Annotated in this window: 28 protein-coding genes; 14 read left to right on the forward strand and 14 right to left on the reverse strand. The window is 54.5% G+C overall.

Annotated features, from left to right (window positions below):
* Window position 1 precedes the first annotated feature (1 nt).
* Window positions 2-772: an MBL fold metallo-hydrolase gene (locus LGT44_RS11460; RefSeq protein ID WP_230332705.1), complete on the reverse strand. Its 771-nt coding sequence runs from the start codon at window positions 770-772 to the stop codon at window positions 2-4.
* 91 nt (window positions 773-863) lie between these two features.
* On the opposite strand from LGT44_RS11460, the gene LGT44_RS11465 reads away from it, so the two are divergent.
* Both LGT44_RS11465 and trxC read left to right on the forward strand, forming a co-directional pair.
* Window positions 864-1,802: a GlxA family transcriptional regulator gene (locus LGT44_RS11465; RefSeq protein ID WP_230332704.1), complete on the forward strand. Its 939-nt coding sequence runs from the start codon at window positions 864-866 to the stop codon at window positions 1,800-1,802.
* Between the two features lie 61 nt (window positions 1,803-1,863).
* Window positions 1,864-2,301, forward strand: coding sequence for a thioredoxin TrxC (gene trxC / locus LGT44_RS11470; RefSeq protein WP_230332703.1), 438 nt, complete (start codon window positions 1,864-1,866; stop codon window positions 2,299-2,301).
* 2 nt (window positions 2,302-2,303) lie between these two features.
* On the opposite strand, the gene LGT44_RS11475 is transcribed toward trxC, so the two are convergent.
* On the reverse strand, window positions 2,304-3,443 hold the full coding sequence (locus LGT44_RS11475; protein WP_230332702.1) for a response regulator: 1,140 nt from the start codon (window positions 3,441-3,443) through the stop codon (window positions 2,304-2,306).
* A 145-nt stretch (window positions 3,444-3,588) separates the two neighbouring features.
* Between LGT44_RS11475 and LGT44_RS11480 the strand changes: the two genes are divergently transcribed.
* A complete protein-coding gene (locus tag LGT44_RS11480; protein ID WP_145469734.1) occupies window positions 3,589-3,828 on the forward strand; it encodes a YdcH family protein in 240 nt (79 codons plus the stop codon).
* A gap of 65 nt (window positions 3,829-3,893) precedes the next feature.
* On the opposite strand, the gene LGT44_RS11485 is transcribed toward LGT44_RS11480, so the two are convergent.
* From LGT44_RS11485 to LGT44_RS11510, 6 genes are all read right to left on the reverse strand, one after another.
* Complete coding sequence (locus LGT44_RS11485; RefSeq protein WP_230332701.1) at window positions 3,894-4,568, reverse strand: TorF family putative porin; 675 nt, start codon at window positions 4,566-4,568, stop codon at window positions 3,894-3,896.
* A gap of 130 nt (window positions 4,569-4,698) precedes the next feature.
* Window positions 4,699-5,661 carry a lipoyl synthase gene (lipA, locus tag LGT44_RS11490; protein WP_268866447.1) on the reverse strand — a complete coding sequence of 321 codons (963 nt, stop codon included), beginning with the start codon at window positions 5,659-5,661 and terminating at the stop codon, window positions 4,699-4,701.
* 1 nt (window position 5,662) lies between these two features.
* Window positions 5,663-6,298 (reverse strand): lipoyl(octanoyl) transferase LipB, encoded by a 636-nt coding sequence (lipB, locus tag LGT44_RS11495; protein ID WP_230332700.1) that lies wholly within the window; start codon window positions 6,296-6,298, stop codon window positions 5,663-5,665.
* Window positions 6,298-6,570 (reverse strand): YbeD family protein, encoded by a 273-nt coding sequence (locus LGT44_RS11500; protein ID WP_225692204.1) that lies wholly within the window; start codon window positions 6,568-6,570, stop codon window positions 6,298-6,300. The genes lipB and LGT44_RS11500 overlap by 1 nt, the downstream gene beginning before the upstream one ends.
* A gap of 161 nt (window positions 6,571-6,731) precedes the next feature.
* Window positions 6,732-7,883, reverse strand: a complete 1,152-nt coding sequence (locus LGT44_RS11505) for a D-alanyl-D-alanine carboxypeptidase family protein (RefSeq protein ID WP_230332699.1) — start codon at window positions 7,881-7,883, stop codon at window positions 6,732-6,734.
* Between the two features lie 254 nt (window positions 7,884-8,137).
* Entirely contained in the window at window positions 8,138-9,229 is a 1,092-nt protein-coding gene (locus LGT44_RS11510) for a hypothetical protein (RefSeq protein WP_145469739.1), read from the reverse strand.
* Between the two features lie 387 nt (window positions 9,230-9,616).
* Between LGT44_RS11510 and LGT44_RS11515 the strand changes: the two genes are divergently transcribed.
* A complete protein-coding gene (locus tag LGT44_RS11515; protein ID WP_145469740.1) occupies window positions 9,617-9,898 on the forward strand; it encodes a hypothetical protein in 282 nt (93 codons plus the stop codon).
* A 31-nt stretch (window positions 9,899-9,929) separates the two neighbouring features.
* Here the strand turns inward: LGT44_RS11515 and LGT44_RS11520 are convergent, their stop codons facing one another.
* Entirely contained in the window at window positions 9,930-10,391 is a 462-nt protein-coding gene (locus tag LGT44_RS11520) for a YchJ family protein (RefSeq protein ID WP_230332698.1), read from the reverse strand.
* Complete coding sequence (locus LGT44_RS11525) at window positions 10,388-11,416, reverse strand: DUF3549 family protein (protein ID WP_230332697.1); 1,029 nt, start codon at window positions 11,414-11,416, stop codon at window positions 10,388-10,390. Before LGT44_RS11525 ends, LGT44_RS11520 begins: the two co-directional genes overlap by 4 nt.
* 156 nt (window positions 11,417-11,572) lie before the next feature.
* On the opposite strand from LGT44_RS11525, the gene LGT44_RS11530 reads away from it, so the two are divergent.
* Window positions 11,573-11,812 (forward strand): hypothetical protein, encoded by a 240-nt coding sequence (locus LGT44_RS11530; RefSeq protein ID WP_145469743.1) that lies wholly within the window; start codon window positions 11,573-11,575, stop codon window positions 11,810-11,812.
* A 9-nt stretch (window positions 11,813-11,821) separates the two neighbouring features.
* Here the strand turns inward: LGT44_RS11530 and LGT44_RS11535 are convergent, their stop codons facing one another.
* Window positions 11,822-12,442 (reverse strand): DedA family protein, encoded by a 621-nt coding sequence (locus LGT44_RS11535; protein ID WP_230332696.1) that lies wholly within the window; start codon window positions 12,440-12,442, stop codon window positions 11,822-11,824.
* 99 nt (window positions 12,443-12,541) lie between these two features.
* On the opposite strand from LGT44_RS11535, the gene LGT44_RS11540 reads away from it, so the two are divergent.
* On the forward strand, window positions 12,542-13,396 hold the full coding sequence (locus LGT44_RS11540; protein ID WP_230332695.1) for a class I SAM-dependent methyltransferase: 855 nt from the start codon (window positions 12,542-12,544) through the stop codon (window positions 13,394-13,396).
* A 30-nt stretch (window positions 13,397-13,426) separates the two neighbouring features.
* Here LGT44_RS11540 and LGT44_RS11545 read toward each other — a convergent pair whose 3' ends face one another.
* On the reverse strand, window positions 13,427-14,413 hold the full coding sequence (locus LGT44_RS11545) for a GGDEF domain-containing protein (protein WP_145469746.1): 987 nt from the start codon (window positions 14,411-14,413) through the stop codon (window positions 13,427-13,429).
* Window positions 14,403-15,335 (reverse strand): GGDEF domain-containing protein, encoded by a 933-nt coding sequence (locus LGT44_RS11550; RefSeq protein ID WP_145469747.1) that lies wholly within the window; start codon window positions 15,333-15,335, stop codon window positions 14,403-14,405. The genes LGT44_RS11545 and LGT44_RS11550 overlap by 11 nt, the downstream gene beginning before the upstream one ends.
* 117 nt (window positions 15,336-15,452) lie before the next feature.
* Here LGT44_RS11550 and LGT44_RS11555 point away from each other — a divergent pair, with 117 nt between their 5' ends.
* From LGT44_RS11555 to LGT44_RS11590, 8 genes are read left to right on the forward strand one after another with little or no spacing between them, the layout of a single operon-like run.
* Entirely contained in the window at window positions 15,453-16,709 is a 1,257-nt protein-coding gene (locus LGT44_RS11555) for a glutamate-5-semialdehyde dehydrogenase (RefSeq protein WP_230332694.1), read from the forward strand.
* Window positions 16,690-17,379, forward strand: a complete 690-nt coding sequence (gene nadD, locus LGT44_RS11560; protein WP_230332693.1) for a nicotinate-nucleotide adenylyltransferase — start codon at window positions 16,690-16,692, stop codon at window positions 17,377-17,379. The genes LGT44_RS11555 and nadD overlap by 20 nt, the downstream gene beginning before the upstream one ends.
* Window positions 17,380-17,385: 6 nt before the next feature.
* On the forward strand, window positions 17,386-17,736 hold the full coding sequence (gene rsfS / locus LGT44_RS11565; protein WP_145469750.1) for a ribosome silencing factor: 351 nt from the start codon (window positions 17,386-17,388) through the stop codon (window positions 17,734-17,736).
* Window positions 17,733-18,200, forward strand: a complete 468-nt coding sequence (gene rlmH, locus LGT44_RS11570) for a 23S rRNA (pseudouridine(1915)-N(3))-methyltransferase RlmH (RefSeq protein WP_145469751.1) — start codon at window positions 17,733-17,735, stop codon at window positions 18,198-18,200. Before rsfS ends, rlmH begins: the two co-directional genes overlap by 4 nt.
* A gap of 7 nt (window positions 18,201-18,207) precedes the next feature.
* Complete coding sequence (mrdA, locus tag LGT44_RS11575) at window positions 18,208-20,061, forward strand: penicillin-binding protein 2 (RefSeq protein ID WP_145469752.1); 1,854 nt, start codon at window positions 18,208-18,210, stop codon at window positions 20,059-20,061.
* Window positions 20,061-21,206 carry a rod shape-determining protein RodA gene (gene rodA / locus LGT44_RS11580; protein ID WP_225692195.1) on the forward strand — a complete coding sequence of 382 codons (1,146 nt, stop codon included), beginning with the start codon at window positions 20,061-20,063 and terminating at the stop codon, window positions 21,204-21,206. Before mrdA ends, rodA begins: the two co-directional genes overlap by 1 nt.
* A gap of 11 nt (window positions 21,207-21,217) precedes the next feature.
* Window positions 21,218-22,192 carry a lytic murein transglycosylase B gene (mltB, locus tag LGT44_RS11585; protein ID WP_145469753.1) on the forward strand — a complete coding sequence of 325 codons (975 nt, stop codon included), beginning with the start codon at window positions 21,218-21,220 and terminating at the stop codon, window positions 22,190-22,192.
* Window positions 22,189-22,962: a septal ring lytic transglycosylase RlpA family protein gene (locus LGT44_RS11590; protein ID WP_230332692.1), complete on the forward strand. Its 774-nt coding sequence runs from the start codon at window positions 22,189-22,191 to the stop codon at window positions 22,960-22,962. The genes mltB and LGT44_RS11590 overlap by 4 nt, the downstream gene beginning before the upstream one ends.
* Before the next feature lie 102 nt (window positions 22,963-23,064).
* Here LGT44_RS11590 and ccoM read toward each other — a convergent pair whose 3' ends face one another.
* Entirely contained in the window at window positions 23,065-23,184 is a 120-nt protein-coding gene (gene ccoM / locus LGT44_RS20175; RefSeq protein ID WP_286716578.1) for a cytochrome c oxidase subunit CcoM, read from the reverse strand.
* Window positions 23,185-23,480: the final 296 nt, after the last annotated feature.

The raw sequence follows: 23,480 nt of genomic DNA on the forward strand, positions 1-23,480 counted from the left end.
CTCAAGAAAAACAGAGCTCTTCTCCGTCCTGCGGAATATGTAAGCGTTCCAGAATACCTGCCCGACGTGCTGCCAGTGTCAGTGACTGGCGTGTCACCGGGCAGTGATCCAGAGCCTCCAGATGGTTTGCCACCACCACTCCCTGACTGAGGCGTGCAGCTTCCAGCGCTTCTTCCTGTCCCATGATGATATCGCCACCGATATCAAACCGTGCCCCTCCTGCCGGAATCACCGAAACCTGCGGCTGCTGCTCCGTCAGACAACGTTTCACTTCAGCTGTCAGCAGTGTATCACCTGCTATATACAGACTTGGCTCCTGCGGATAGCGAATCAGGTAACCAAAGCCATGGGCCATCATGCTGCCCACAATCCCGCGGCCGTGCACGCAGGGAACCGGCGTAATTTCGCCTTCCAGAAAAGACTGTGTTCCGCTTTGCAGCGGCTGAACGTTCAGCCCCTTACTGCGCAGAAAATCAGCATCTCCAGTCATACAGAATACTGGTATACCGCGCTCACGCAGCCAGCGGCTGCCAGCCCGGTCAAGATGATCAAAGTGCCCCTTCTGGCAGTGGGTAATCAGACAATGGGTCACTTCATTCAACCAGGCAGGGCTGCCATCCGGCAGCTCAACCAATGGGTTACGCCGACGGCTGAAGGTTGCATATTTCAGCGCAGGGATAGCCCCTTTGGGAGCCAGCATGGGGTCCACCAGAATGCGCTTGTCGCCCAGCTCAACAATCATGGTGGCATTACGGATCTGTCGTATTTTCATAGCGTTCTCCTCTCTGATTAAGGGCATTGTAGAGGGGGCCTGCACGCGCTAGCATGGCAAAAATCGACATAAAACAGACATTCTTAAGCAGATGAACATTGGATTACTGCTCTACCCTGATTGCATCCCTGCCGGCCTGTTCGCCTTTGCCGACCTGCTGACTGCCTGTAATCTGCGCCTCGGCAAACGGCAATTCCGTATAACCTGGCTGAGTGAACCCGGCGGTGCATTGCCGGTCGCCAATGGTCAGACGCTCGACACTCTGGCACTGGCGGCAAACCCACCGGATGCCCTGCTTATCCCCGGTGCCTGGCGTGATCGTCATCAGGTCATACAGGCAAGTGATCAGGCGCTGGTTCACACCCTGCAGCGGCTGCCGGACAACACACAATTATGGAGCTACTGTACCGGCGTTTGTCTGCTTGCCAGCAGCGGACGTCTGGATCAGCACAACGCCACAACAACCTGGTGGCTGAAAGATACAGTCAGTCAGGCTTTTCCACAGGTTCACTGGAGCCTGCAGCACAGCTGCCTGTTTGACGAGCATCTGGCAACGGCCTCGGGAGTTAACGGCTATCTGCCCATCGCGCTGAAGCTGATCAGCCGCCACTGCGGTGCTGCTCTCGCCGAAGAGATCCGTCGCTATATGGTGCTGCCGCGACCGAATGAACAGAACAACCCTTTTCAGCAACTTCCTCTGTTACTGCAACAAAGCGAGCTGTTACGCCGCATTATCCAGTGGGTGGAGCAAACTCCGGCACAACAGGTACAAACCTCTGCGCTGGCCGACCATCTGCACCTCACCCCGGCCACACTGGCACGCAGGGTTAAGCAGGAAAGCACAATGACCTGTGCGCAGTTGCTGCGGCTGATCAAACTGAATCAGGTCAGTGATCAGTTACAGACCAGCAACCGCAGCATCAGCGAAATCAGTCATATGCTGGGGTTTGTTGATGACAGCAGCCTGCGCCGCAGCTTTCGCCAGCTGACCGGCCTGACGCCAGGCGAGTATCGCCGGCAATTCGGCTGAGCCCTTGAAACTTCATTACCGAAGACGCATATAGATGGCATGTTTTCGCGGAGATTCCATCATGCATTACACCTGTCCATCCTGTGCGGCCATTAACCGCATCCCTGAAGATCAGCAACAAAAGCTGCAGGCCCAGTGCGGGCGCTGCAAACAGCCCTTATTCAACGGTCATCCGGTGGAGCTGAACGACAGCAATTTCCAGCGTTTTCTGCTGAAAAATGATCTGCCGGTGGTGGTGGACTTCTGGGCCAGCTGGTGCGGCCCGTGTCAGATGATGGCGCCGGTATTTACCCAGCTGTGCGGACAGATGCAACAACAGATGCGCTTTGCCAAGGTAAACACCGAACAGGCGCAGCAAACCAGCGCGCAACTCGGCATCCGCAGTATTCCGACGCTGATTGTTTATCATCAGGGAAAAGAAATTGACCGTCTGGCCGGAGCCTTACCGGCACCGCAGCTGCAACAGTGGTTGCAGGCGGCGCTGAATAAAATTCACTGATCTCAGACAGAGTCTTTGGCAGGCAGGCGCTTTCCGGCAATATCAGCCAGCGCCTGCAGCACCGGCTGCAGCGGGCCAGTGACATCTGCGCAGTTACGATACAGGCGCTCCAGCTGACCCATATGATTACGCACCAGCTGCGTCAGATGCTGCTCCTGATCCGGATCGAGATTCAGCAACAGCAGCTCTTCTGACAACTCCAGCTCCAGCTCCTGCACGGTTTCACGCGCACTGTTTAACCCCTGATCCTGACGCTGCTGCAAATGCTGCAGGGCATATTCCACATCGTCCAGTGCATTCAGCAGCGTCTGTTGCTGATGCAGTTTGTGCTCAGTCGCCAGCGACTGCAGCCTTGCATGTACACTGCTCATAAGAACGCACAGGTGATCTTTTATCCGGCCGTAGCGTGCCTCCTCCTGCCAGGGCACGTTCTTGATCAGCACGGATGCATTACCAAAGTTCACTATCATGCGTTTTTCCAGCTCGATAATACGCGCGCCTTCGCGGCAGCTCAGCAACAGCTCCGCTTCCAATGGCCGCACCTGCTCAGCATGCGAGACAAAACAGAACTCCGGCCCCGTCCAGCAAGCCAAAACAGTATTCAGGCCAAAGTTTTTCAGGCTGGCAATCAGCACAGAGGCCAGCTGCTGGCGGTTTTTACAGCCCATAACCTGCTCGATAAAGCGACTGATCTCTCCCTGCTCCGCCGAGTGAGTCATGGCTTCAAACGCCGCCTGGCGGGCATAATCGGCCGATGATTGCAGAATTTCCCGCTGCTCACTGCTGAGCAGAGCGCGTTCAACCTTGGCGCGCATCTCGTCAATATTAAAAGGTTTGCTGATAAAATCGTCGGCCCCGGCAGCATACCCCTGCAGACGCTGGTCAAGATCACTCTGACCGGAGACAAACAGAATCGGCGTATGGCGTGTTGCTTCACGAGCACGCAACAGACGACAGATTTCATAGCCATCACGGCCCGGCATCTGAATATCCAGCAGAATACAGTCCGTCTCCGGACGCAGACCATTCAGAAACCCTTCCGGATCGGTAAAGGACTGAACATCGTAGTTATCCAGCGCGCGCTCAAGCAACCTGACCATGCTGATCTCATCATCCAGCAGCGCAACGTTGTTACAACTCATATCCCTCTCCCTGAAATAATTAACGATTTGATCTGCATCAACTATAGCAAAGCCCCTGCAAACGACAGGGATTCGCCTGATCTGTATCAAGACGCTTTCTGCCAGAGCAGGCAATCTGAAAGCATCTGCAAAAGGAGGCCTGATAATGACAATTGAACACCACGACCTGCACAGCGAATTTCCGGACATGGGCGACCAGATCCGTTCCCTGAAAATGAAAGACCGTCACTTTGCCCGTCTGTTTGACGAGTACCATGAAGTTGACCGCGAAGTACGTAAAATCGAAGAAGCCGTTGAAGCGGCCTCCGATGAGCGCCTGGAAGGCCTGAAAATGCGCCGTCTGCATCTGAAGGACGACCTGTATGCGATGCTGAAAAGCGCCTGAACATTTCTGCCAGACACAAAAAAGCCCGGATTTTCCGGGCTTTTTTGTGGATAACGCATCACTTATCAGAAGTTTTTGCGTACACCGATAACGAAATTCAGATCGGAATCGTCTTTATCGTTATTGTCGCCATAAGGGGTGTCATCGCTGATAAAGTCAGCAGCGATAAACAGATCAATCTTGTGGAATTCAGGGAAATCGCGGGCCACTTCAACACGGGCAGTCAGCGCTTTATCGTCAGCGTCATCCACCATCAACATACCAACGGCTACGTCCAGGTACAGACGCTGCGGCAGGTGTTTTTCGAAAGTGACTTCCGGATACCAGTACTGAGCCTTTACGCCACGGTGCATATTGACAGACAGACCCTTGGCCGGGCTGGTACCCAGTTTGAATTCGGTTTCTTCACGACCCACATCGAACAGGGTGTTGTAAGTACGCACGCCCATATCGAGGTTAAAACCATCGAACTGGTTGTTGTAGCCGAAATACACGTCCATCTCGACCGGCATACCTTCGGCGCCATCCGGCTTATCAACATTGGAGAACCAGGCACCGGCATAGGCATTACCGTTTTTAATATCCGCACCACCCTGCAAGGCCGGACCATCATCAGTCTGGCTCAGGCCACGGAACAGGTAGTTTGAGACAAAAGCGGCGTTATACGTCACAGTGGCGGCGGATGCCGCAGACGAGAGTGCCAAAAAAGCCGGAATGGCCAGCAATGTAGTGCGTTTCATGGGGTTCCCTCAGTGAATTAAACAGGAACCCCTTGTCTACCACAGAGCGATTACAGAATCATCGCCCAGCGTTTCACAATCCAATAACGCTCACAGAAAGAGCCGCTACAGAATCACGGCCCACAGCATTTTACAATCCGCCAACGTCTTCCCCCTGCGCCTGCAGATCCGCATGGTAAGACGAACGCACCAGCGGGCCGCTGGTCACACGCAGGAAACCCAGACTCTTGGCGATATCACCCAGCTCTTTAAACTCTTCCGGTGTAGCAAAACGCTTAACCGGTGAGTGATTTTTACTCGGCTGCAGATATTGCCCCAGCGTGATGTGATCAATGTTATGCGCGCGCATATCCTTCATCACTTCAATCACTTCTTCGTTGGTTTCGCCCAGACCCAGCATCAGACCGGATTTAGTCACCACCTCAGGGCGGCGGGCCTTATATTCTTTCAGCAGCGTCAGAGACCACTGGTAATCAGAACCCGGACGGCATTCTTTGTACAAACGCGGCACGGTTTCCAGATTGTGGTTAAACACATCCGGTGGCGTTTCGCTGAGAATATCGAGGGCAATTTCCATACGGCCACGGAAGTCCGGTACCAGGGTTTCAACCTGAATCGCAGGGCTGTGCTCGCGGGTCAGGCGGATACAATCAGCAAAATGCTGGGCGCCGCCATCACGCAGATCGTCACGGTCTACCGAGGTTATCACCACGTATTTCAGGCCCATATCGGCAATGGCGGTAGCCAGATTGATCGGCTCATCCACATCAAGCGGATTCGGCCGGCCATGGCCCACATCGCAGAACGGACAACGGCGGGTACAGATATCGCCCATGATCATGAACGTTGCCGTACCGCCACCAAAACACTCACCGATGTTCGGGCAGCTGGCCTCTTCACACACGGTGTGCAGCTTGTGCTTGCGCAGCTTCTGTTTGATGTCGTTAATCTTCGGTGAGGCCGGAATACGCACGCGGATCCAATCGGGTTTACGCGGCAACTCTTCGGTAGGGATGACTTTGATCGGGATACGGGCGACCTTTTCAGCACCACGTAATTTTTCTCCCTGAACCACTTTCGCCTTATCTGTCATATCACGCTCCGGGCGCATCGCTGCCGGCACTCAATTCAGCCAGCAACTGTTGTTGTAAGGAAGCAATCACCGCCTCAATGCTCAGCGGCAGATCGGTTTCATTGCGCATCTGCGTCATCTGCATGCCGGCATAGCCGCAGGGATTGATACGCTGAAAGGGCTCCAGATCCATATCGATATTCAGAGCCAGGCCATGAAAGGAGCGGCCATTTTTAATACGCAGCCCAAGTGAGGCAATCTTGCGCTCACCGACATAAACACCCGGCGCATCTTGGCGCGGAGCAGAATCAATCTGCCACTCGCTGAGAGTGGCCACGATCGCACGCTCAATTGCCGACACCAGTGCCCGCGGTCCCCAGCCAAGGCGTTTGATATCCACCATCAGATAGACCACCAGCTGACCCGGCCCATGATAGGTAACCTGCCCGCCACGGTCACTCTGCACCACCGGGATATCGCCCGGCATCAGTACATGTTCGGCCTTACCGGCCTGCCCCTGGGTAAACACCCGCTCATGCTGCAGAAACCAGAGCTCGTCAGCTGTCTGTTCATCGCGCGCGGCGGTAAAGGCCAGCATATCGTCATACACGCGGGTGTATTCCTGCAGGCCCAGCTCACGCACAAGCACAGCCGTCATCAGATCACCATATGGATATAGTCATGGGCCAGCAGGTCTTTGTGCAAAGCCTGCAGCTGTTCGATCCCTGTGGCCGTGATATATACGGTCAGGGCACGGAAACGGCCATTGGAACTGTTGCGGATCTGAATGCGTTCAACATCGCATTCAGGCGCATGAATACGCACAATCTCCAGTACAACCTCGACATAGTCATCCTTACCATGACCGAGAATTTTTACCGGATAGTTAGCGCAGGGGAATTCAATTTTTGGAGCTTCAGGCTGACTCACGTTTATGGCCTCTCTGTACATCAGAGCCTTATATGGTTGTAACCCATACGAAATTCAAGTGCCATCGGACTTTGGCCAAAGACGCCACATTATTCAGCAGCCAGAAACACAAAAGCCAGCCTGAGCCAAAACCCAGACTGGCACGTATCGGCCGCGTTCAATCAGGCAAACAGGCGGGCAAAGAACAGCTTGATACTGCCCCACAGACGACCAAAGAAACCAGCTTCTTCAACATCAGACAGTGCAATTAACGGACGCTCAGCCTGTACTTCACCTTCCATGCTGACGGTCAGGGTACCAACCACCTGGCCTTTAACGATGGGGGCTTCAAGAAATTCATCGGTCAGGATATTCACTTCCAGCTCGCCTTTCATGCCGCGCGGCAGGGTCAGGTAAAGCTCTTTTTCCAGACCAATATCAGCGGTTTCGGTTTTACCCAGCCACACCGGATTAGTTTGCAGTACCTCTTCAGCGTTATAGACCTTACGGGTTTCGTAATAACGGAAACCGTAAGCCAGTAATTTCTGGGTTTCACGTGCACGGGCTTCTTCGCTGCGGGTGCCCATAACAACGGCAATCAGACGGGTGTTATCACGCACAGCAGAAGCCGCCAGACAGAAACCGGCCTCATCGGTATGACCGGTTTTCAGGCCGTCTACGGAAGGGTCACGCCACAGCAGCTTGTTGCGGTTTGGCTGACGGATGTCGTTGTATTCGTAATATTTTTCGGCGTACAGCTTGTAATAATGCGGATGGTCTTTAACGATATGCAACGCCAGCTTGGCTATATCGCCAGCGGTAGATAAATGCCCCTCAGCCGGCCAGCCGGTTGCATTTTCAAAGTGGGTATTGGTCATACCAAAACGTTCAGCGTACTGATTCATCCAGCCGGCAAAGGCTTCTTCCGAACCGGCAAAGTATTCGGCCACCGCAACGGATGCATCGTTACCTGACTGCACGATAATGCCACGCAGCAGATCAATCAGCGCAACTTCGGTACCTTCGCGCACGAACATTTTTGAGCCGCCTTTACGCCAGGCTTTAACACTGATCGGCACCTGAGTCTGCTCAGTGACATTGCCCAGTTCCAGCTCATGCACAGCAATATAGCTGGTCATCATTTTAGTCAGACTGGCCGGCGGTAAACGTTCATCAGCGTTATGTTCAACCAGAACACGGCCACTATCGGCATCCATCAGCACATAGGCACTGGCATCCAGATCCGGCGCTTTAGGCACGATTACTTCTGCCTGCACGGCAGAGGCAGTGATGGCAGAAATCATTACAGAAACTATCAATAGCAAATAACGCATAACAAATATTTAACCGTTGGGTAAACACGGGCGCGCATTGTAACACGCTGAACATTTTTTGCAGGGGGCAGAAAGAGTAACGACTGCTCCTGCTCCCTCCAATGTTCGTTTGCCCCTGTCGGGTGAATTAGCCGGGCCGCTGCCCGACCATGAGTGACCGTAAAAACCGGTGTTTGGTTCCATCGCCACAGACGAAAAAACGATATAAAAAAACCCGGCAAAAAAAACCGGGTTTTTATCTTCAGCGCGTAAGTTTAATCCCCTGCCTGACGCACCAGAGAGACTTCACGCGTTGGGTGCAAAGTCACAAACGGAGCGTTGTCAGCTACAGCCTGATAGCTGTGACGCAGACGGAACGACTTATCCAGACGGCGCAGACACAGTGTCAGGCGTACCGTCAACCAACGGTAATCCGCTTTATCCTGAGTATGAACAACCACCGATGCATCGTTATCCAGAATGGCTTTACAGACCGGCTGCAGACTATCGGCGATATCACGGTCACGGCTGGCAATCTGCTCGGCTGAAACCGGATAGCTGGCCATAGGCGCGGTATCTTCTTTCGCTTCACTCCACAACTCAGAAACTTCATTACTGCCGGCGCTGGCTTTTACCACAGGCTTAGGCGCTACGGGTTTAGCCACGGCGACAACAGGAGCAGCTTTAGCCGCTGGTTTGGCATCCGCTTTAGATTTAGCAGTGTTGGCCTTTTCTGCATCAGCCAGACGTTTTGCAGCGGCTGCTTTTTCGGCTTTTTCCGCTTCAGCACGACGCTGACGTTCCTCTTCCTGACGACGAAGACGCTCCTGCTCGGCTTTCTTCTTGTCCGCCGCAGCCTGACGTTTTTCTTCTTCCGCCTTACGCTTACGCTCGGCTTCTACCTTGGCTTTTTCTTTTTCTGCAGCTTCGGCCAGTTGTTTCTGACGCGCCAGCTCTTCTTTGCTCGGGCCTTTTTCTTCAGCACGGGCAACCACGTTCGGAGCACCTTTATAAAGCTTATCCAGTTTATCCTGGCTTTCTTCCAGCCCCGGAGTCAGTGCTGCTACCAGCCAGACTTTATCCAGATACCCCTGAGCCTTATCGTACTCTTTGGCTGCGATGGCTTTGTTTGCCAGCGCCACATAGGCTTCGCCCCACTGATAGGCCAGTGGCACAACACGGAAATCATAGGGAGCCTGCTCACGGAAAGCGTCGATACGCTCCAGCGCGTTATTGCCCGCCGGGCTGGATAAACGCTGTGCAGCAATATCGGCTTTGATGCTGCTCAGCAGCTGATCCAGGTTCTGGGTAGCGGCCTGGGAATTCATGGCCAGCAGTAGAGCAGTTACGGTAATCAGTCGTTTCATAATGAGCAGCTTTATTTTGTTATCGTTTTGTCGGGCATAAGCGGAGCCTGTTCATACTGATTAAACAGGCCTGTTATCGACTAAAAATATCTCAGGCAAGGCGCTGAGAGTGTGGCCTAACAGGTTAAGCGAACGAACAGCAACGCGGCATGAGTAATTTTTAGCCATAACCCTTCGGGCTGAGGCCGGTTTCCCCCATAAACCTCGTCGTTCGTCATTCATTTAGCCCGCTAATATCAGTCCTCTCTCCTTGTTCTGAGGAAAACTGGCTCTCAGCAGGCCTGATTCAATTAGTGTGAACAGGCCCGAGGCTGGTAAGATGCAAAGAATCGCCCTCTGATGTCAAGTTCCATCTGTCATTCACCTGTAATACGCGGAGAAAAAAACATGTGGCTACGCCTCGGTTCACTGTTATTTGCCGTTCCCGGCATTATTTTGCTGACACTGTACGGAATCGAAATGTCGGCCGTGACTGAATGCAGCCAAAGCGGTGGCTTTTACGACTTCATCAATGCCCGCTGTGCCGATCAGCCGCAACCACAGAGCAGTTACTATCAGCGCCACAGCACGCTGGTAAACCTGATGATGCTGCTGTCCGTACTCGGCACTTTTGCCATGGTTTGGGGCATGTTGTTAAAAGGCATGACCCGTCCGCAGCAACCATCCTGACAGGCCTTTTATCCGGCGCCCGATATCAGTATCAGGCGCCGCAACACTTCTTGTATTTCTTCTCGCTGCCACAAGGGCAAAGGTCGTTACGCCCCGTCTGCAGCGGCTGAAAATCAGCCTTACCATCCACATAACGCCAATGGCCATCGTCCGCTAAAGCAAAAGCAGAAACTTCGCTCAGGCTGAACCAGTCTTTGCCTTCGCAGAAACGCGCACTGAAACTGACCGTCGCTCTGTCGCCATCCTGCTGTGAATCATGCACCGTTAAGCCAAACCAGCGGGTATCGTTATCCAGCGGTAATTCTGCCGGGCGGGTGCGGCTGTCCCAGCTTTCGAGCAGATACTCCTGCAAGCCAAAAACAAAGGCGGTGTAACGCGAGCGCATCAGGGCTTCAGCGGTTGCAGCAGGCTGCCCCTGATGCAACGGCTGACAACAGTCACCATACAGACGGCCACTGCCACAGGGGCACAGAGCTTCTGCCTGACCGCTCATTGCAGACGCCCGCTGTCACCCTGACGCGCCAGCGACAACAGCTGACCAATCGCCTGCGCCAGCGATTCACTGCGCTGCGGAGAACGGAAGACTTCCATAAAGCGCTCGCGCATACCCGGTAACGCCAGCAAATCGGCGACCAGCGCATTAAAGGCACTGATGCCCTGTTCGTTAACCGCCAGGCATTCGAGATAAGCCAGCAGCAGTCCGCCCTGCAGATCACGCCAGCAACGGCTGCCCAGCGCGGCCAGCAACTCGACCGAACGGCTGTGCGGATGTTGCAGCAGCAATTGCAGCAACAGCACGCGCTGATCGGCATTAACGCTGTGCGATAACGCTCGGGCAAAGGCTGCCAGATCGGCCACCTCAGCACCACCAGCAACAACCTGTGACAGGCTGTCGTTAATCGCGGAGGTCAGCGCCTGACCCGGTGCGGCATTTTCAAGGAATCCCAGCACCACGTTGCGTGGCACTGCGGGTAAATGCGGCAGTGCATTACAGAGCAGCGTTTCGTTCTGCTCTTCCGCCAGGCGTGCAACCACTTCGGCCAGCCCCTGCAGGCCAAGCTGCTGCCAGTTGTCCCAGCCGATATCACCGCTCAGGTAAGCACGGGCGGTCGCGTAGTATTGGGTCGTCCCCTGCCCCAGCGCCTGCAGCGCCAGTGCATGAAAGTAGGCCATACGGTTAGCATCCGGTTTGTAGCTGCAGGGCGCATCGCCGTGCTTCTGATCCGGATACTGGGCAACCCGCAGCCAGTGTTGCAGGAAGGCATCACGCGGACCTGGCTGCAGAATGTTCTGCTCATCCAGCGGCAATTTCACAAACCAGATATTGTGCTGTCCCGGCTCATCGGGATTCCAGCTGAGAATGCCCAGCCAGGCATGTTTCAGATAGGGTACCGGATAGGGTTTCTGCATCTGTTCAAAGGCTTTGAAATCCGCCAGTGGCACTTCTTCGATGCGTCGCCCAAGATCAAATACGCGCATCTGCGCGCCACTTTTGGCTACCAGTTCAGCAATGGTCACAACTTCGCTCCACAACAATGGGCTGATGGCGATCAGCCCACAGAAAATTCAACGGCGGGCAGTTTACCAGTTTTTGCCCGGCAGCCGGGTATATCCGCGCTAATTCCGATAAACTGACGTTTTACCCCGCATAGCCTCAGGGCCACAGGAGTTGTTATGGGTCTCATTTTCGCCATTATGGCAGGCATGATTATTGGTGGTGCCCTGGTGGCATACCGGCTGAGTAAACGCTGGCAGCAGCAAGTAAAAGATGCCGAAAAAAGTCTGCAGGAGATTGCCGACCAGCATCAGCAGGAAGTGGCCGCTGCGCGCGAACTGAAACAGAAAGTCGCCGACCTGCAGTTTCAGCTTAATGAGGCACGTAACGAAGTACGGGCATTACAGGATAAGCAGTAAGACCTGTTATCAGCGGCCTTTCCGGCGCCGCAATACGCGACTGAGCAGCAGCGCGACCAGCGTTGCCAGTCCCAACCCCAGCAATAATTGCCAGGGTTGCAGTACGGTCAGGGCCGCCTTACCAAACCAGTAAACCGGCAGCAGATAAAACGCCGCCCAGGCGGCAGAAGACCAGCTGTTTACCCACCAGAAACGCCGTACCGGCATCCCGCACACTCCGGCCACCGCCGGTACCAGAGGGCGCAACGGGCCGATAAAGCGCCCAAGCGCAATACTCCAGACACCATAACGGGCAAAAAAGTGCTCAGCTGAGGGAAGCCAGTCAGAATGGCGGCGGAAGATATTCCAGTGCGCCAGCCGCGGGCCATACCAGCGGCCAATATGAAAACTCAGACCGTCACCACAGAATGCCCCCGCGGCTCCGGCAAGCCACCACCAGACAACGGGCACCCCCTGCTCAGCAGCCAGAATGGTTAACGCCACCAGCAGGGCCACACCGGGAATCAGTAAGCCGACCACCAGCAGCGATTCCACCAGCGCCAGCAGAAACACCGCCGGCAACAGCAGCCAGCCATGCTGCTCAATAATACCGGGGAAGTCTGCGAAAAAACCGGATAGTGCCGATTCCATCACAACCGCCCGGGCTGTTGCCGGTTGACCACGCGTGGACGCAGCAGGGTATTCCCCTGTATTCTCGTGTGCGTACACAACAACAATAAAAGACAGCTCATGACCTCTTCCACTTCCGCCACCGATACGTCCCGCATCAGCATCAGCGCTCACTATACCGGCTACATCTGGTACAAGCACGGCCTCTCCGCCCCCGGGTTTATTACCGGTATGGGACGTGTCGCCAACGCTGCACTCAGCCCGGTTAATGCCTTTTTACGTCTGGTGGCCGGTGCTGATATCGATACATTTTTACTGCAGCGGCACTCTGTTATTGATCATCAGGTCGAGCGCCTGATTGAAGAAGAAGGTGTGGAGCAGATTGTTGAAATCGCTGCCGGTCTATCGCCGCGAGGTTATCGCTTTAAACAGAAATATCCGCAGCTGACTTATATCGAAGCCGATCTTCCCGGCATGGCCAACCGCAAACAGGCACTATTGGCGGCCATTGGCCAGGCCAGTGGCCACAGCGTTCGGGCCTGCAATATTCTGCAGCAAAGCGGTGATGACTCTATTTCCGCCTTGCTGGCCAGCCTTGATCCGGCGAAAAAAACCGCCATCGTTACCGAAGGGCTGGTGAATTATTTTGATCTGACCACCATCCGCAGTGTCTGGGCACGAATGGCGGAAGGTCTGAAAGGATTTTCCGGCGGATTTTATGTCACCGATTTATACCCGGATTTTGCCGATCATCCGTCATACCGCTACGTAAAATTCGCGCAGAAACTGGTGGGATTTTTTACCCGCGGCCAATGGCCACTGCACTATCCATCGGATGCTGCCATTAAAGAAGGTTTTCAGCAGGATGGTTTTAACGAGGTACGGGTACACGACCCGGCGGAATTTTACGGCAAGCTGAACCTGCCACAATCAAAAACAAAAACGCTGGTGCGGATTATCCGCGCCAGCGTTTAAGTCACAGGCAACAACCGTATTGAAACCCTGTTAATCGGCAAACGCCGCCAGTTGCAGACTGGCGCGTTTCTGTTTCTTAAGTTTTGCCGATAAACGTTTTTCCAGATCTTTACTGTCTTCCCCACTCTGCAGACCCACCGCCGATGCGCTGATGGAAATCTCCGCAAAGGGTTTCCATGCCTGTTGCTGCAATGTGCGCTTAACCCTCTCCATCAGCACAATGGCGCCATCTTCCGGACAGTTCGGCAGCACCAGTACAAACAAATCATCGGCCAGACGGAATATTTCATCTCCGGCACGGATCTGGCGCTGAGTGCGTTCTACAAAGCGCGGCAGAAACTGCGACATCACCCGGTTGCCGTGAATATCAATCAGCTGACGGTAATCATCAATCACCAGTCCAATCAGGCTGACACTGTGACGGGTCGATTCACTGCGGGCAATCTCACGGGTCAGGGCATGAAAAAAGTGTCTGCGGTTATAAGCGCCGGAAGTCTGATCGGTCAGGGCCAGACGTTTCAGCGACCAGCCTTTTAACAGCGTTAAATAGGCAAAACACCAGGCAGAGCCGAGCAGCAATGAGTAATTGGTGCCGGTACGCAGCGCCAGCATAAAACCATGATCAAGCCACAGCAGCAGCGTCATCAGAACCGCGACCACCACATTAAATACGGTGGCCGGATACAGCGGCAGGCAAAAATAACTGAACAGCGGTAAGGCATATAAATAATGCGTCATCAGCTGCGGGTACTGCGGCAACTGATACAGCGCCAGTCCGGCCAGGGTAAAAATCAGCGGATAATTGACCCAGGAGAAGCTGTCACGGTCGCGGTTGATATAAATAAAAATGGCGCTGAATACAAACGCCGGGATGGCTATAGCGTTACTCAGCACCAACGGGTACAACCCCTGCCGGTACTGGTCGTACATCAGAATTCCAATGGCGACCGATGCCAGTAAATACACCACGGCCTGAAGTCTTGGCAGCAATTCGTCCTGTGATAAGTCAGCCAGCATGTAATGTCTCCATAACCCGGCGGATCAGACTGTGAGCATCGTCATCCGGTTGATAGGCCTCCACATGCACCGGCAGTTCTTTCAGTGCGGCAAACTTTTTATCGGCCATACAGCCCAGCAGCTGGGCTTTCAGCTCTTCAGAGTCCTGCGGATCACTGTGCGGCATAACAATCACAAAATCATCGGTATTCAGGCGGTAACAGGCATCGTATTTTCGCAGACACTTGCGCAGTTTGTTGCCGAGATAACTCAGTCGCTGTTCATAGTCTTCCACTTTCAGACTGTGCCAGGCCTCTGGTGTTGCCACCGCCATTAACATCAGGCTGCTGCGCTGACGGTCGGCACGGGTCATTTCTTTATTCAGATCCAGATATAACTGATGTTCGTTATAGACCTGCGTCAGAGGATCGGTATTCACAATTTCTGTCAGGGCACGGTTATTACGTTCGTTAATCAGTGCATACATCACCGAGAAGGTGTAACAGGCAGCGTAGGTAAACAGCATCTGCAAACGGCTGTAATTATCAAAGTCTTCCAGTACCAGTAATACCAGCACCGCGCTGTACGCGAGGGTAATGTAGCTTGCCAGACGGAAGGGAAACAAAAAGTAGGTGTACACCGGCACAAAATAAATCCAGTGCGCGACCTGTGCACTCTGATGCATACCAAACAGGGTAAACACCGATAACAGCCCCACCAGCACCCACTCCGGGTACGGTGAAGAACGCTGCTTACGGCGCAGTAGCAGGTAACCGGCATAAATCACCAGCGCCAGCGAAAAACCGGCGGCAATCATGGCGAACTGTTTTTTATCTTCGAGCAGATCGAGGGCAGCAATAATGCTCAATCCCAACGCCGCCAGCAGGCAATAAAGAACCTTCACCTGCAGCACGACCAGGCTGTGAAACTGCGTTTTTTCCATAACAGAGAGAATCCGTAGCTGAAATTACTGCACCGCAGAGGCTGCGGACGCTTTCATTGTAGTTGTTGGTGTATACTAGCGCACTTTCTCCCGCTACAGACTGTTCAGGTGTGATCGATGGATGTAATCGAATACATGCAGACCCTGGGTCAGAACGCCCGCCAGGCCTCCCGTGCCATGGCCCGCGCGTCGACTCAGGACAAAAATAAGGCGCTGCTGGCCATTGCCGACGCCATTACCACCCAGCGCGATGCTATCAAGGCCGCCAACCAGCGTGATATGCAGCGCGGCCGCGACAATGGCCTTGAGGCTGCCCTGCTCGATCGCCTGGAACTGACCGACGAGCGTATCGATACCATGATCGAAGGCCTGCATCAGGTCGCCACCCTGGCCGATCCGGTCGGTGAGATCACCGATCTGAAATACCGCCCAAGCGGTATCCAGGTAGGCAAGATGCGTGTGCCTCTGGGCGTTATCGGCATCATTTATGAAAGCCGTCCGAACGTCACTATTGAGGCCGCCAGCCTGTGCCTGAAATCCGGCAACGCTGCCATTCTGCGTGGTGGTTCCGAAGCCATTGAAGCCAACCGCACCCTGGCCGCCATTATCAGCGCCGGTCTGGAAGAAGCCGGCTTGCCGGCCAGTGCCGTGCAGGTGGTGGAAACCACCGACCGCGCCGCGGTCGGCGCGTTAATCACCATGCCGGAGTACGTGGATGTGATCGTGCCGCGCGGTGGCAAAGGCCTGATTGAGCGTATCAGCCGTGACGCCAAGGTGATTGTGATCAAGCATCTGGATGGTATCTGCCATGTGTATATCGACGAATTCGCCGATAAAACCAAGGCCATCAATATCGCCATCAACGCCAAGACACACCGCTACGGCACCTGTAACACCATGGAAACCCTGCTGGTGCATCAGGCCGTGGCCGCCGACATCCTGCCGGAGCTGGCCGAAGCCTATGAAGCCCTTGGCGTGGAACTGCGAGGCTGTGAGCGTACCCGTGAACTGCTGACCGATATTAATGCCGCGACGGAAGAAGACTGGCATACCGAATATCTGGCGCCGGTACTGGCGGTGAAAATCGTCGACGATATGGACAGCGCCATCGACCATATCAACCACTATGGCTCACACCATACCGACACCATCGTCAGCGAAAACTACACGCTGGCACGGCGCTTCCTGACCGAAGTCGACTCCAGCTCGGTGATGGTCAACGCCTCAACCCGCTTTGCCGATGGTTTTGAGTACGGCCTGGGCGCCGAAATCGGTATCTCGACCGATAAAATCCATGCCCGCGGCCCGGTCGGTCTCGACGGTCTGACCTCACAAAAGTACGTAGTGCTGGGTAATGGCGAAGTCCGTAAATAAGCCGCCCGCCACGCAGCCAACCGCCGGGCAATCGTCCGGCAGCCGCCGCAAACGCTGGGCACTGCTGGGCGGTACCTTTGATCCGGTTCATATCGGTCATCTGCGTATCGCCGTGCAATTGCGCGATCTCGGCTTCGAAAAAGTCCTGCTGATTCCCAACCGCATTCCGCCACACCGGCCCCAGCCACAGGCCAGCGCTGAACAGCGTCTGGCAATGCTGCTGCTGGCATGCCGCAATCTGGATGGGATTGAACCGAGCAACATCGAGCTTGAGCGTGATGACCTGAGCTACAGCGCCATCACCGTCGCGGCCCTGCGCGCCGCTTATCCGGACGTCGGCTTTACCTGGGTCATGGGGCAGGATGCCTGGCAGGGATTCGAACACTGGCATCAGCCGCAATCACTGCTGGATGAAGCCAATCTGCTGGTCATCAGCCGTCCCGGATTGCGCAATGTCAGCCACTGGCAGGAACAACAATTAGAGCAACGTGAGTGCTCACTGACCGATTTACTGGCCGCTGAAGCCGGTCATATCTGTCTTCATCACTGGCCGGAGCTGGATATATCCGCCTCCGACTTGCGCCGGGCTATCAAGCAGGGCGACAATGTGACCTTTCTGACACCGGACGCGGTGCTGGATTACATAACCCAACAACAACTCTATCGATAGAACTGAATGCAAACTGAGCAAATCAAATCTCTGGTGATCGACGCTTTGGAAGACCTGAAAGCGCAAAATATCACCGTTCTCGACGTCCGCGGCCGTACTTCGGTAACCGACTGGATGATCATCGCAACCGGTACTTCTAACCGTCACGTCACAGCTGTTGCCGCTAACGTAGAAGAAAAAGCCAAGCACGCCGGCCTGCGCCCTAACGGTACGGAAGGTCGTGCCGCCGCTGATTGGGTTCTGATCGACCTGATTGATGTGGTGGTACACGTTATGACCGACCAGTCCCGCCACTTCTACGATCTGGAGCGCCTCTGGGGAGAACCCGGCGCAGAGACCGGACAATCTGAGGCATGAAACTGCGCCTTCTGGCGGTAGGTCATAAGATGCCGGCATGGGTGGAACAGGGCTTTGCGGAATACGCCAAGCGCCTGCCTGCCGACTGCAGCATCGAACTGGTGGAAATTCCGCCGGGACACCGCGCCAAAAACACCAGCAAAGAAAAAGCCATGCAGCAGGAAGCTGACGCTCTGCGTAAAGCAATCCGTCCGCAGGATCATGTCGTGGCGCTGGATGTAAAAGGCAGCAACTGGTCGACCGAGCAGTTGTCACAGCAGCTGGAAGGCTGGCGCATGCAGGGCGGCGATGTGGCCCTGCTGGTCGGCGGCCCGGATGGCATGACTGCCGAAGTACTGGCACTGGCCAGACAGCGCTGGTCATTGTCAGCACTGACTCTGCCCCACCCGCTGGTGCGTGTACTGCTGGCCGAACAGCTGTACCGTGCGTGGAGCATCCTGCAGGGCCACCCTTACCATAAGTGAGTCGTTTATGTGGGAGCATTCATTCAGGGATAAATCGGCAGAACGGAGGCTGTTCCGCTCCCGCGCATTAACACTGGCCATCTTTATTTTCCTGATGCTGTGCATACTGGCCTGGCGCATGGCCTATCTGCAGATCAACCTCTACGAAAAATACAAAGACCTGTCGGAAAACAACCGTATTCAGCTGCGTCCTATTGCACCTAACCGCGGTCTGATTTACGACCGCAACGGCATTCTGCTGGCCGAAAACATCCCCTCTTACAGTCTGACCCTGGTACCGGAACGGGTACGCGATATGGAGCAGACCATCGCTTTCCTCGATCAGCTGATCGGTATCAGCGAACGTGACCGCGAGCAGTTTGAAAAACGTCAGGGCTTCCGCCGCCGGCCGTTTGAGCCTGTAGTGCTGCGCCACCAGCTGAGCGAAGACGACATTGCCAAAGTGATGGTCAACCGTTTCTACCTGCCCGGTGTCGACGTTGAAGCCCAGCTGGTGCGGCATTACCCGCAAGGTGAAACCTTTGCTCATGTACTCGGCTATGTTGGCCGGATCAACCAGCAGGAGCAGGCCACCCTCGACACCGACCCGGAAACCAAGCGCCGTTACAGCGCGACCCAGTTTATCGGCAAGCTCGGCGTGGAGCGCCGTTACGAGCAGGATCTGCACGGTGAAGTGGGCTACCAGAAAGTAGAGACCAACGCCCGTGGACGGGTTATCCAGATTATTGAACGTCAGGACCCTGTGCCCGGCCAGGACATCAGCCTGCACCTCGACAGCCGTTTGCAGAAGCTGGCAGAAAAAGAAATGAAGGGGATGCGTGGCGCCCTCGTTGCAATCGAAGTGGCAACCGGCGGTATTATCAGTCTGTACTCCAACCCGAGCTTCGATCCGAACTTATTTGTTACCGGAATCTCACACAAAGATTATTCAAGCCTGCGTGACAATCCCGATCTGCCATTGTTTGACCGGGCAATCCGTGGCCAGTATCCACCAGCCTCCACTCTCAAGCCTTTCGTTGGCTTAGCGGCACTCAATTCCGGCATTACCAGCTGGAACGAGAGCATCGATGATCCGGGCTGGTATCAGCTGGAAAATGACGAACGCCTGTATCGCGACTGGAAGCGCAGCGGCCACGGCAAAGTAAACCTGCAGCGTGCCATTGTTGAATCCTGTGACACCTATTTTTACGACGTCGCTGTACGGGCCGGTATCGACAATATTTCACCGTTCCTCGCTCAGTTCGGCTTTGGCCGCAATATGACACTGGACATCAGCAACGCCCTGCCGGGTTTATTGCCCGACCGCGACTGGAAACGGGCCAAAAGAAAATCCTTCTGGTACGCCGGTGATACCGTCAACCTCGGTATTGGTCAGGGCTTTATGCTGGTTACGCCGATGCAGCTGGCCACCGCAACCGCAGTACTGGCCAATCGTGGTCAGTGGCAGGTACCGCGTCTGATTCTGGCGCATAACGATATAGCTGACGAAATTCCGCATGGCGATATTGCCGATATTCAGCTGAAAAACCCGCAGGACTGGGAGCAGATGTATCACGCCATGGAACAGGTGATCAGCGGCAGCCGTGGCACAGCCCGGCGCCTGCTGAGCAAACTGCGCTACCCGATAGCCGGTAAAACCGGTACCGCGCAGGTCGTGGGCATCAAACAGGATGAAGAGTACGACTCCGAATCCCTGCGTGAGCGCTGGCGTGACCACGCACTCTTTATTGCTTTTGCTCCGGTGGAAAAGCCAGAGATTGCCATTGCCGTGGTGATCGAAAACGGTGAATCCGCCGGCCGTACCGCCGGCCCGATTGCACAGAGCATCATTAACGAATACCTCGGAGGCGCAGAAGGCTAGTGGCTAATACCGATTTCAGCCGCACCATGGGCAGCGGCCATCACCAGCATGGGTTCGATCGCAGCCGCGCCTGGTTTGAGCGCATGCACATCGACCTCATTCTGTTCCTGCTGATTCTGCTGCTGGCCGGTTGCGGCCTGCTGATTCTGTACAGCGGCAGCGGCCAGGATATGACCATGGTCAAACGTCAGGCGCTGCATTTTCTGATCGGTTTTATCGTCCTGATTGTCGTGGCCCAGTTTCCTCCGCGCTTTTATCAGACAGTGGCTCCCTGGGCCTTTGCCATCGGTGTTATTGCGCTTATCGGCGTACTGGTCATGGGCGTGGGTGCCAAAGGCGCACAACGCTGGCTGGAGCTACCCGGTCTGCCGCGTTTTCAGCCATCAGAGCTGGTAAAGCTGGCGCTGCCGCTGACGGTCGCCTGGTATATGTCGACCCGTCCTGTACCGCCGCGTTTTTTCGACCTGATTAAGGCCATGATAATTATTGGCCTGCCCACCATTCTGATTCTGAAACAACCCGATCTCGGTACATCCATTCTGATCAGCGCGTCCGGAATTCTGGTGTTGTTTTTTGCCGGTATGTCCTGGGCATTAATACTGTCGATGATAGGTATTGTCGCAGCCTGTGCACCACTGATGTGGTTTTTTGTGATGCGTGAATATCAGAAACAACGGGTGCTGACTTTTCTCAATCCGGAAAGCGATCCGCTCGGATCCGGCTGGAATATTATTCAGTCAAAAACGGCCATTGGTTCAGGCGGCATTGATGGCAAGGGATTTTTACAGGGCACTCAGTCGCAGCTTGAGTTTCTGCCGGAAAGCCATACCGATTTTATTATCGCCGTACTGGCAGAAGAACTCGGCCTGATTGGCGTACTTGCCCTGCTGATATTGTACTTTCTGATTATTATGCGTTGCCTGTATCTGTCTTCCCGCTGTGAAACTTTATTCGGTCGTTTGTTGTCCGGTAGTCTGGCCGTTACGTTTTTTATCTATGTATTCGTAAACATAGGTATGGTCAGTGGCATATTACCAGTGGTCGGCGTACCCTTACCGTTGGTGAGCTACGGTGGCACCTCGGTAGTCAGTCTGCTGACGGCTTTCGGTTTAATTATGTCCATGTACACCCACCGGCAGAATTAGGATACAGATTTATGCGTTTTTTCCGTGACACCCTGAGTAAATTAAGCAGCGCTTTATTGTTATGTGCAGCCCTGCCTGTTTCTGCAGCTTATGATCAGCATCCGCGCAGCGACGAATTTATTGCTGAAGCCAGCAAAGAATACAAAATTGATCCGGCCGAAATCCGCGCCTGGCTGACCCATGCCGAAAAGCTCGACTCCGTTCTCGAAGCCATTGCCCGCCCGGCCGAAAAAGTAAAAGAGTGGGACGAATATCAGGATATATTTCTGACCTCAAAACGCATATCTGCCGGTAAAGCATTTTTGCAGGAACATGCCGAGCTGCTGCAACAGGCCGAACAAAAATTCGGTGTTGATAAACACATTATTGCTGCCATCATCGGCGTAGAAACGTTTTATGGAACCCGTCAGGGAAATTATCGCGTACTCGATTCCCTCGCCACACTGGCCTTTGATTATCCGCAACGGCCGCTGTTCTGGCGCGAATTAAAAGCCTTCTTTGCTCTCGCCCGCGATGAAAAAATCGACCCGGCCAGTGTCAAAGGTTCGTATGCCGGCGCGATGGGTTATGGTCAGTTTATTCCTACCAGTTTTCTGAACTACGCCGTTGATGCCGACAAAGACGGTAAGCGTGATCTGTGGGGGAATCCTGCGGATGCGATTTTCAGCGTCGCCAACTACTTCAAACGCCACGGCTGGCGCACCGGTGAAGCCGTAACCCAACGCGTTCGGGTCAGCGGTAAAGACTATGAAGAAATCATCAACGACAGCCTCAAACCCAAATGGACCGTCGCCGAATTAAAAGCACTGGGCGTGGAACCGACCAACAAAGTCGCCGAAGACCGCCCCGCGAACCTGATCCGTCTGCAGGGAAAAGTCGGCGCAGAATTCTGGCTCGGTGAGCACAATTTTTATGTTATCACCCGCTACAACCACAGCCGCATGTATGCCATGGCCGTCTATCAGTTGAGTGAGGCGCTGCGTTGAGAGCGGTTACCCTTCTGCTGGCACTGACACTGGTGCTGGCAGGCTGTGCGACCTCGCGTTATCAGCACGCCAACGACTTCACTCCGGCAACCGTTGCCGATATCCACAATCTGCCGGAACCGGAACCTAAAGCAGAGCCCCGCAGCAGCATGGGTAATCCGCGCAGCTACCAGGTATTCGGCAAGGAATATCAGGTGATGGACAAGGCCGATAACTACAAAGAACGCGGTATTGCTTCCTGGTACGGTATGAAATTTCATGGTCACCGCACCTCAAACGGCGAAGTTTACGACGTCTATCAGTTCAGCGCGGCCCACAAAACCCTGCCTCTGCCCAGCTATGTCCGTGTTACCCGGGTTGATAACGGCAAATCCATTATCGTGCGGGTCAATGACCGCGGGCCGTTCCACGAAGGCCGGATTATTGATCTGTCCTATGCTGCTGCCGTTCGCCTTGGCATCAATAACATGGGCACGGCCGTGGTTGATGTTGAAGTTGTCACCCCACCCCATGCCCACAGCGTACGTTGGGTGCAGGTCAGCGCGTTGTCAGATGCCGCCGCCGCGCAACGGCTGCAGGCCAGCCTGCAGCGCTCACTGGCGCCCATGACCTGGCCGGTCAGCATCAGCACTCAGGATGGCGGAGCCGGTTTACATAAAGTGCGGATCGGACCAGTGCCCGAGGGTGATGATCTGCAGGCCGTACTGGACCGGCTTAATCAGCTGAATATCCGCCAGCCACTGCTGCTGGCTGCTCACCAGCTGAACTGATCACGACAAAGAGACAAAAAAAGGGGCCATGACGATCAACGTCAGGCCCAGAGGCAAGGTACTCAGCGCAGAAACAGTAAAACTAAAGCGTGTTGGCCCGGCTTATTCACCAGTACCGTGTTTTTCGATGTCTTTCTTAACAGCCCAGTAAACGCCGCCAAAGAAGGCGCAGGTCAGGGCAACAATAATCAGGCCGGAAAATACAACTTCATCCATAAACATAGTGCTCACCTCTCAGTTAAGCCGTGCAGTTCGGAGCGGCAATGGCTGCGTTGGCTGCTTCATTGCGCTTGGTATGAAGTCACTTTAGCAAGGGGCCGGAAGGCAGAATTGATGTAAATCAACGAAAAAATCGCCCCTGAAAGAGGTTGATACGGAGCTTGATGCACATCAAATAACCATACAGTTATTATGACTAATGGTGTAAACCTTGCTACCTGAACATGCTGAGCATCAACAATCCTGCGCAGATCCCTTGCAGCCATGCAGCAGACAGACACTGCGCAATTATTGGTATT

The sequence above is a fragment of the Thalassolituus alkanivorans genome (genome assembly GCF_020447205.1).
Taxonomy (GTDB): Bacteria; Pseudomonadota; Gammaproteobacteria; order Pseudomonadales; family Oceanobacteraceae; genus Venatoribacter; species Venatoribacter alkanivorans.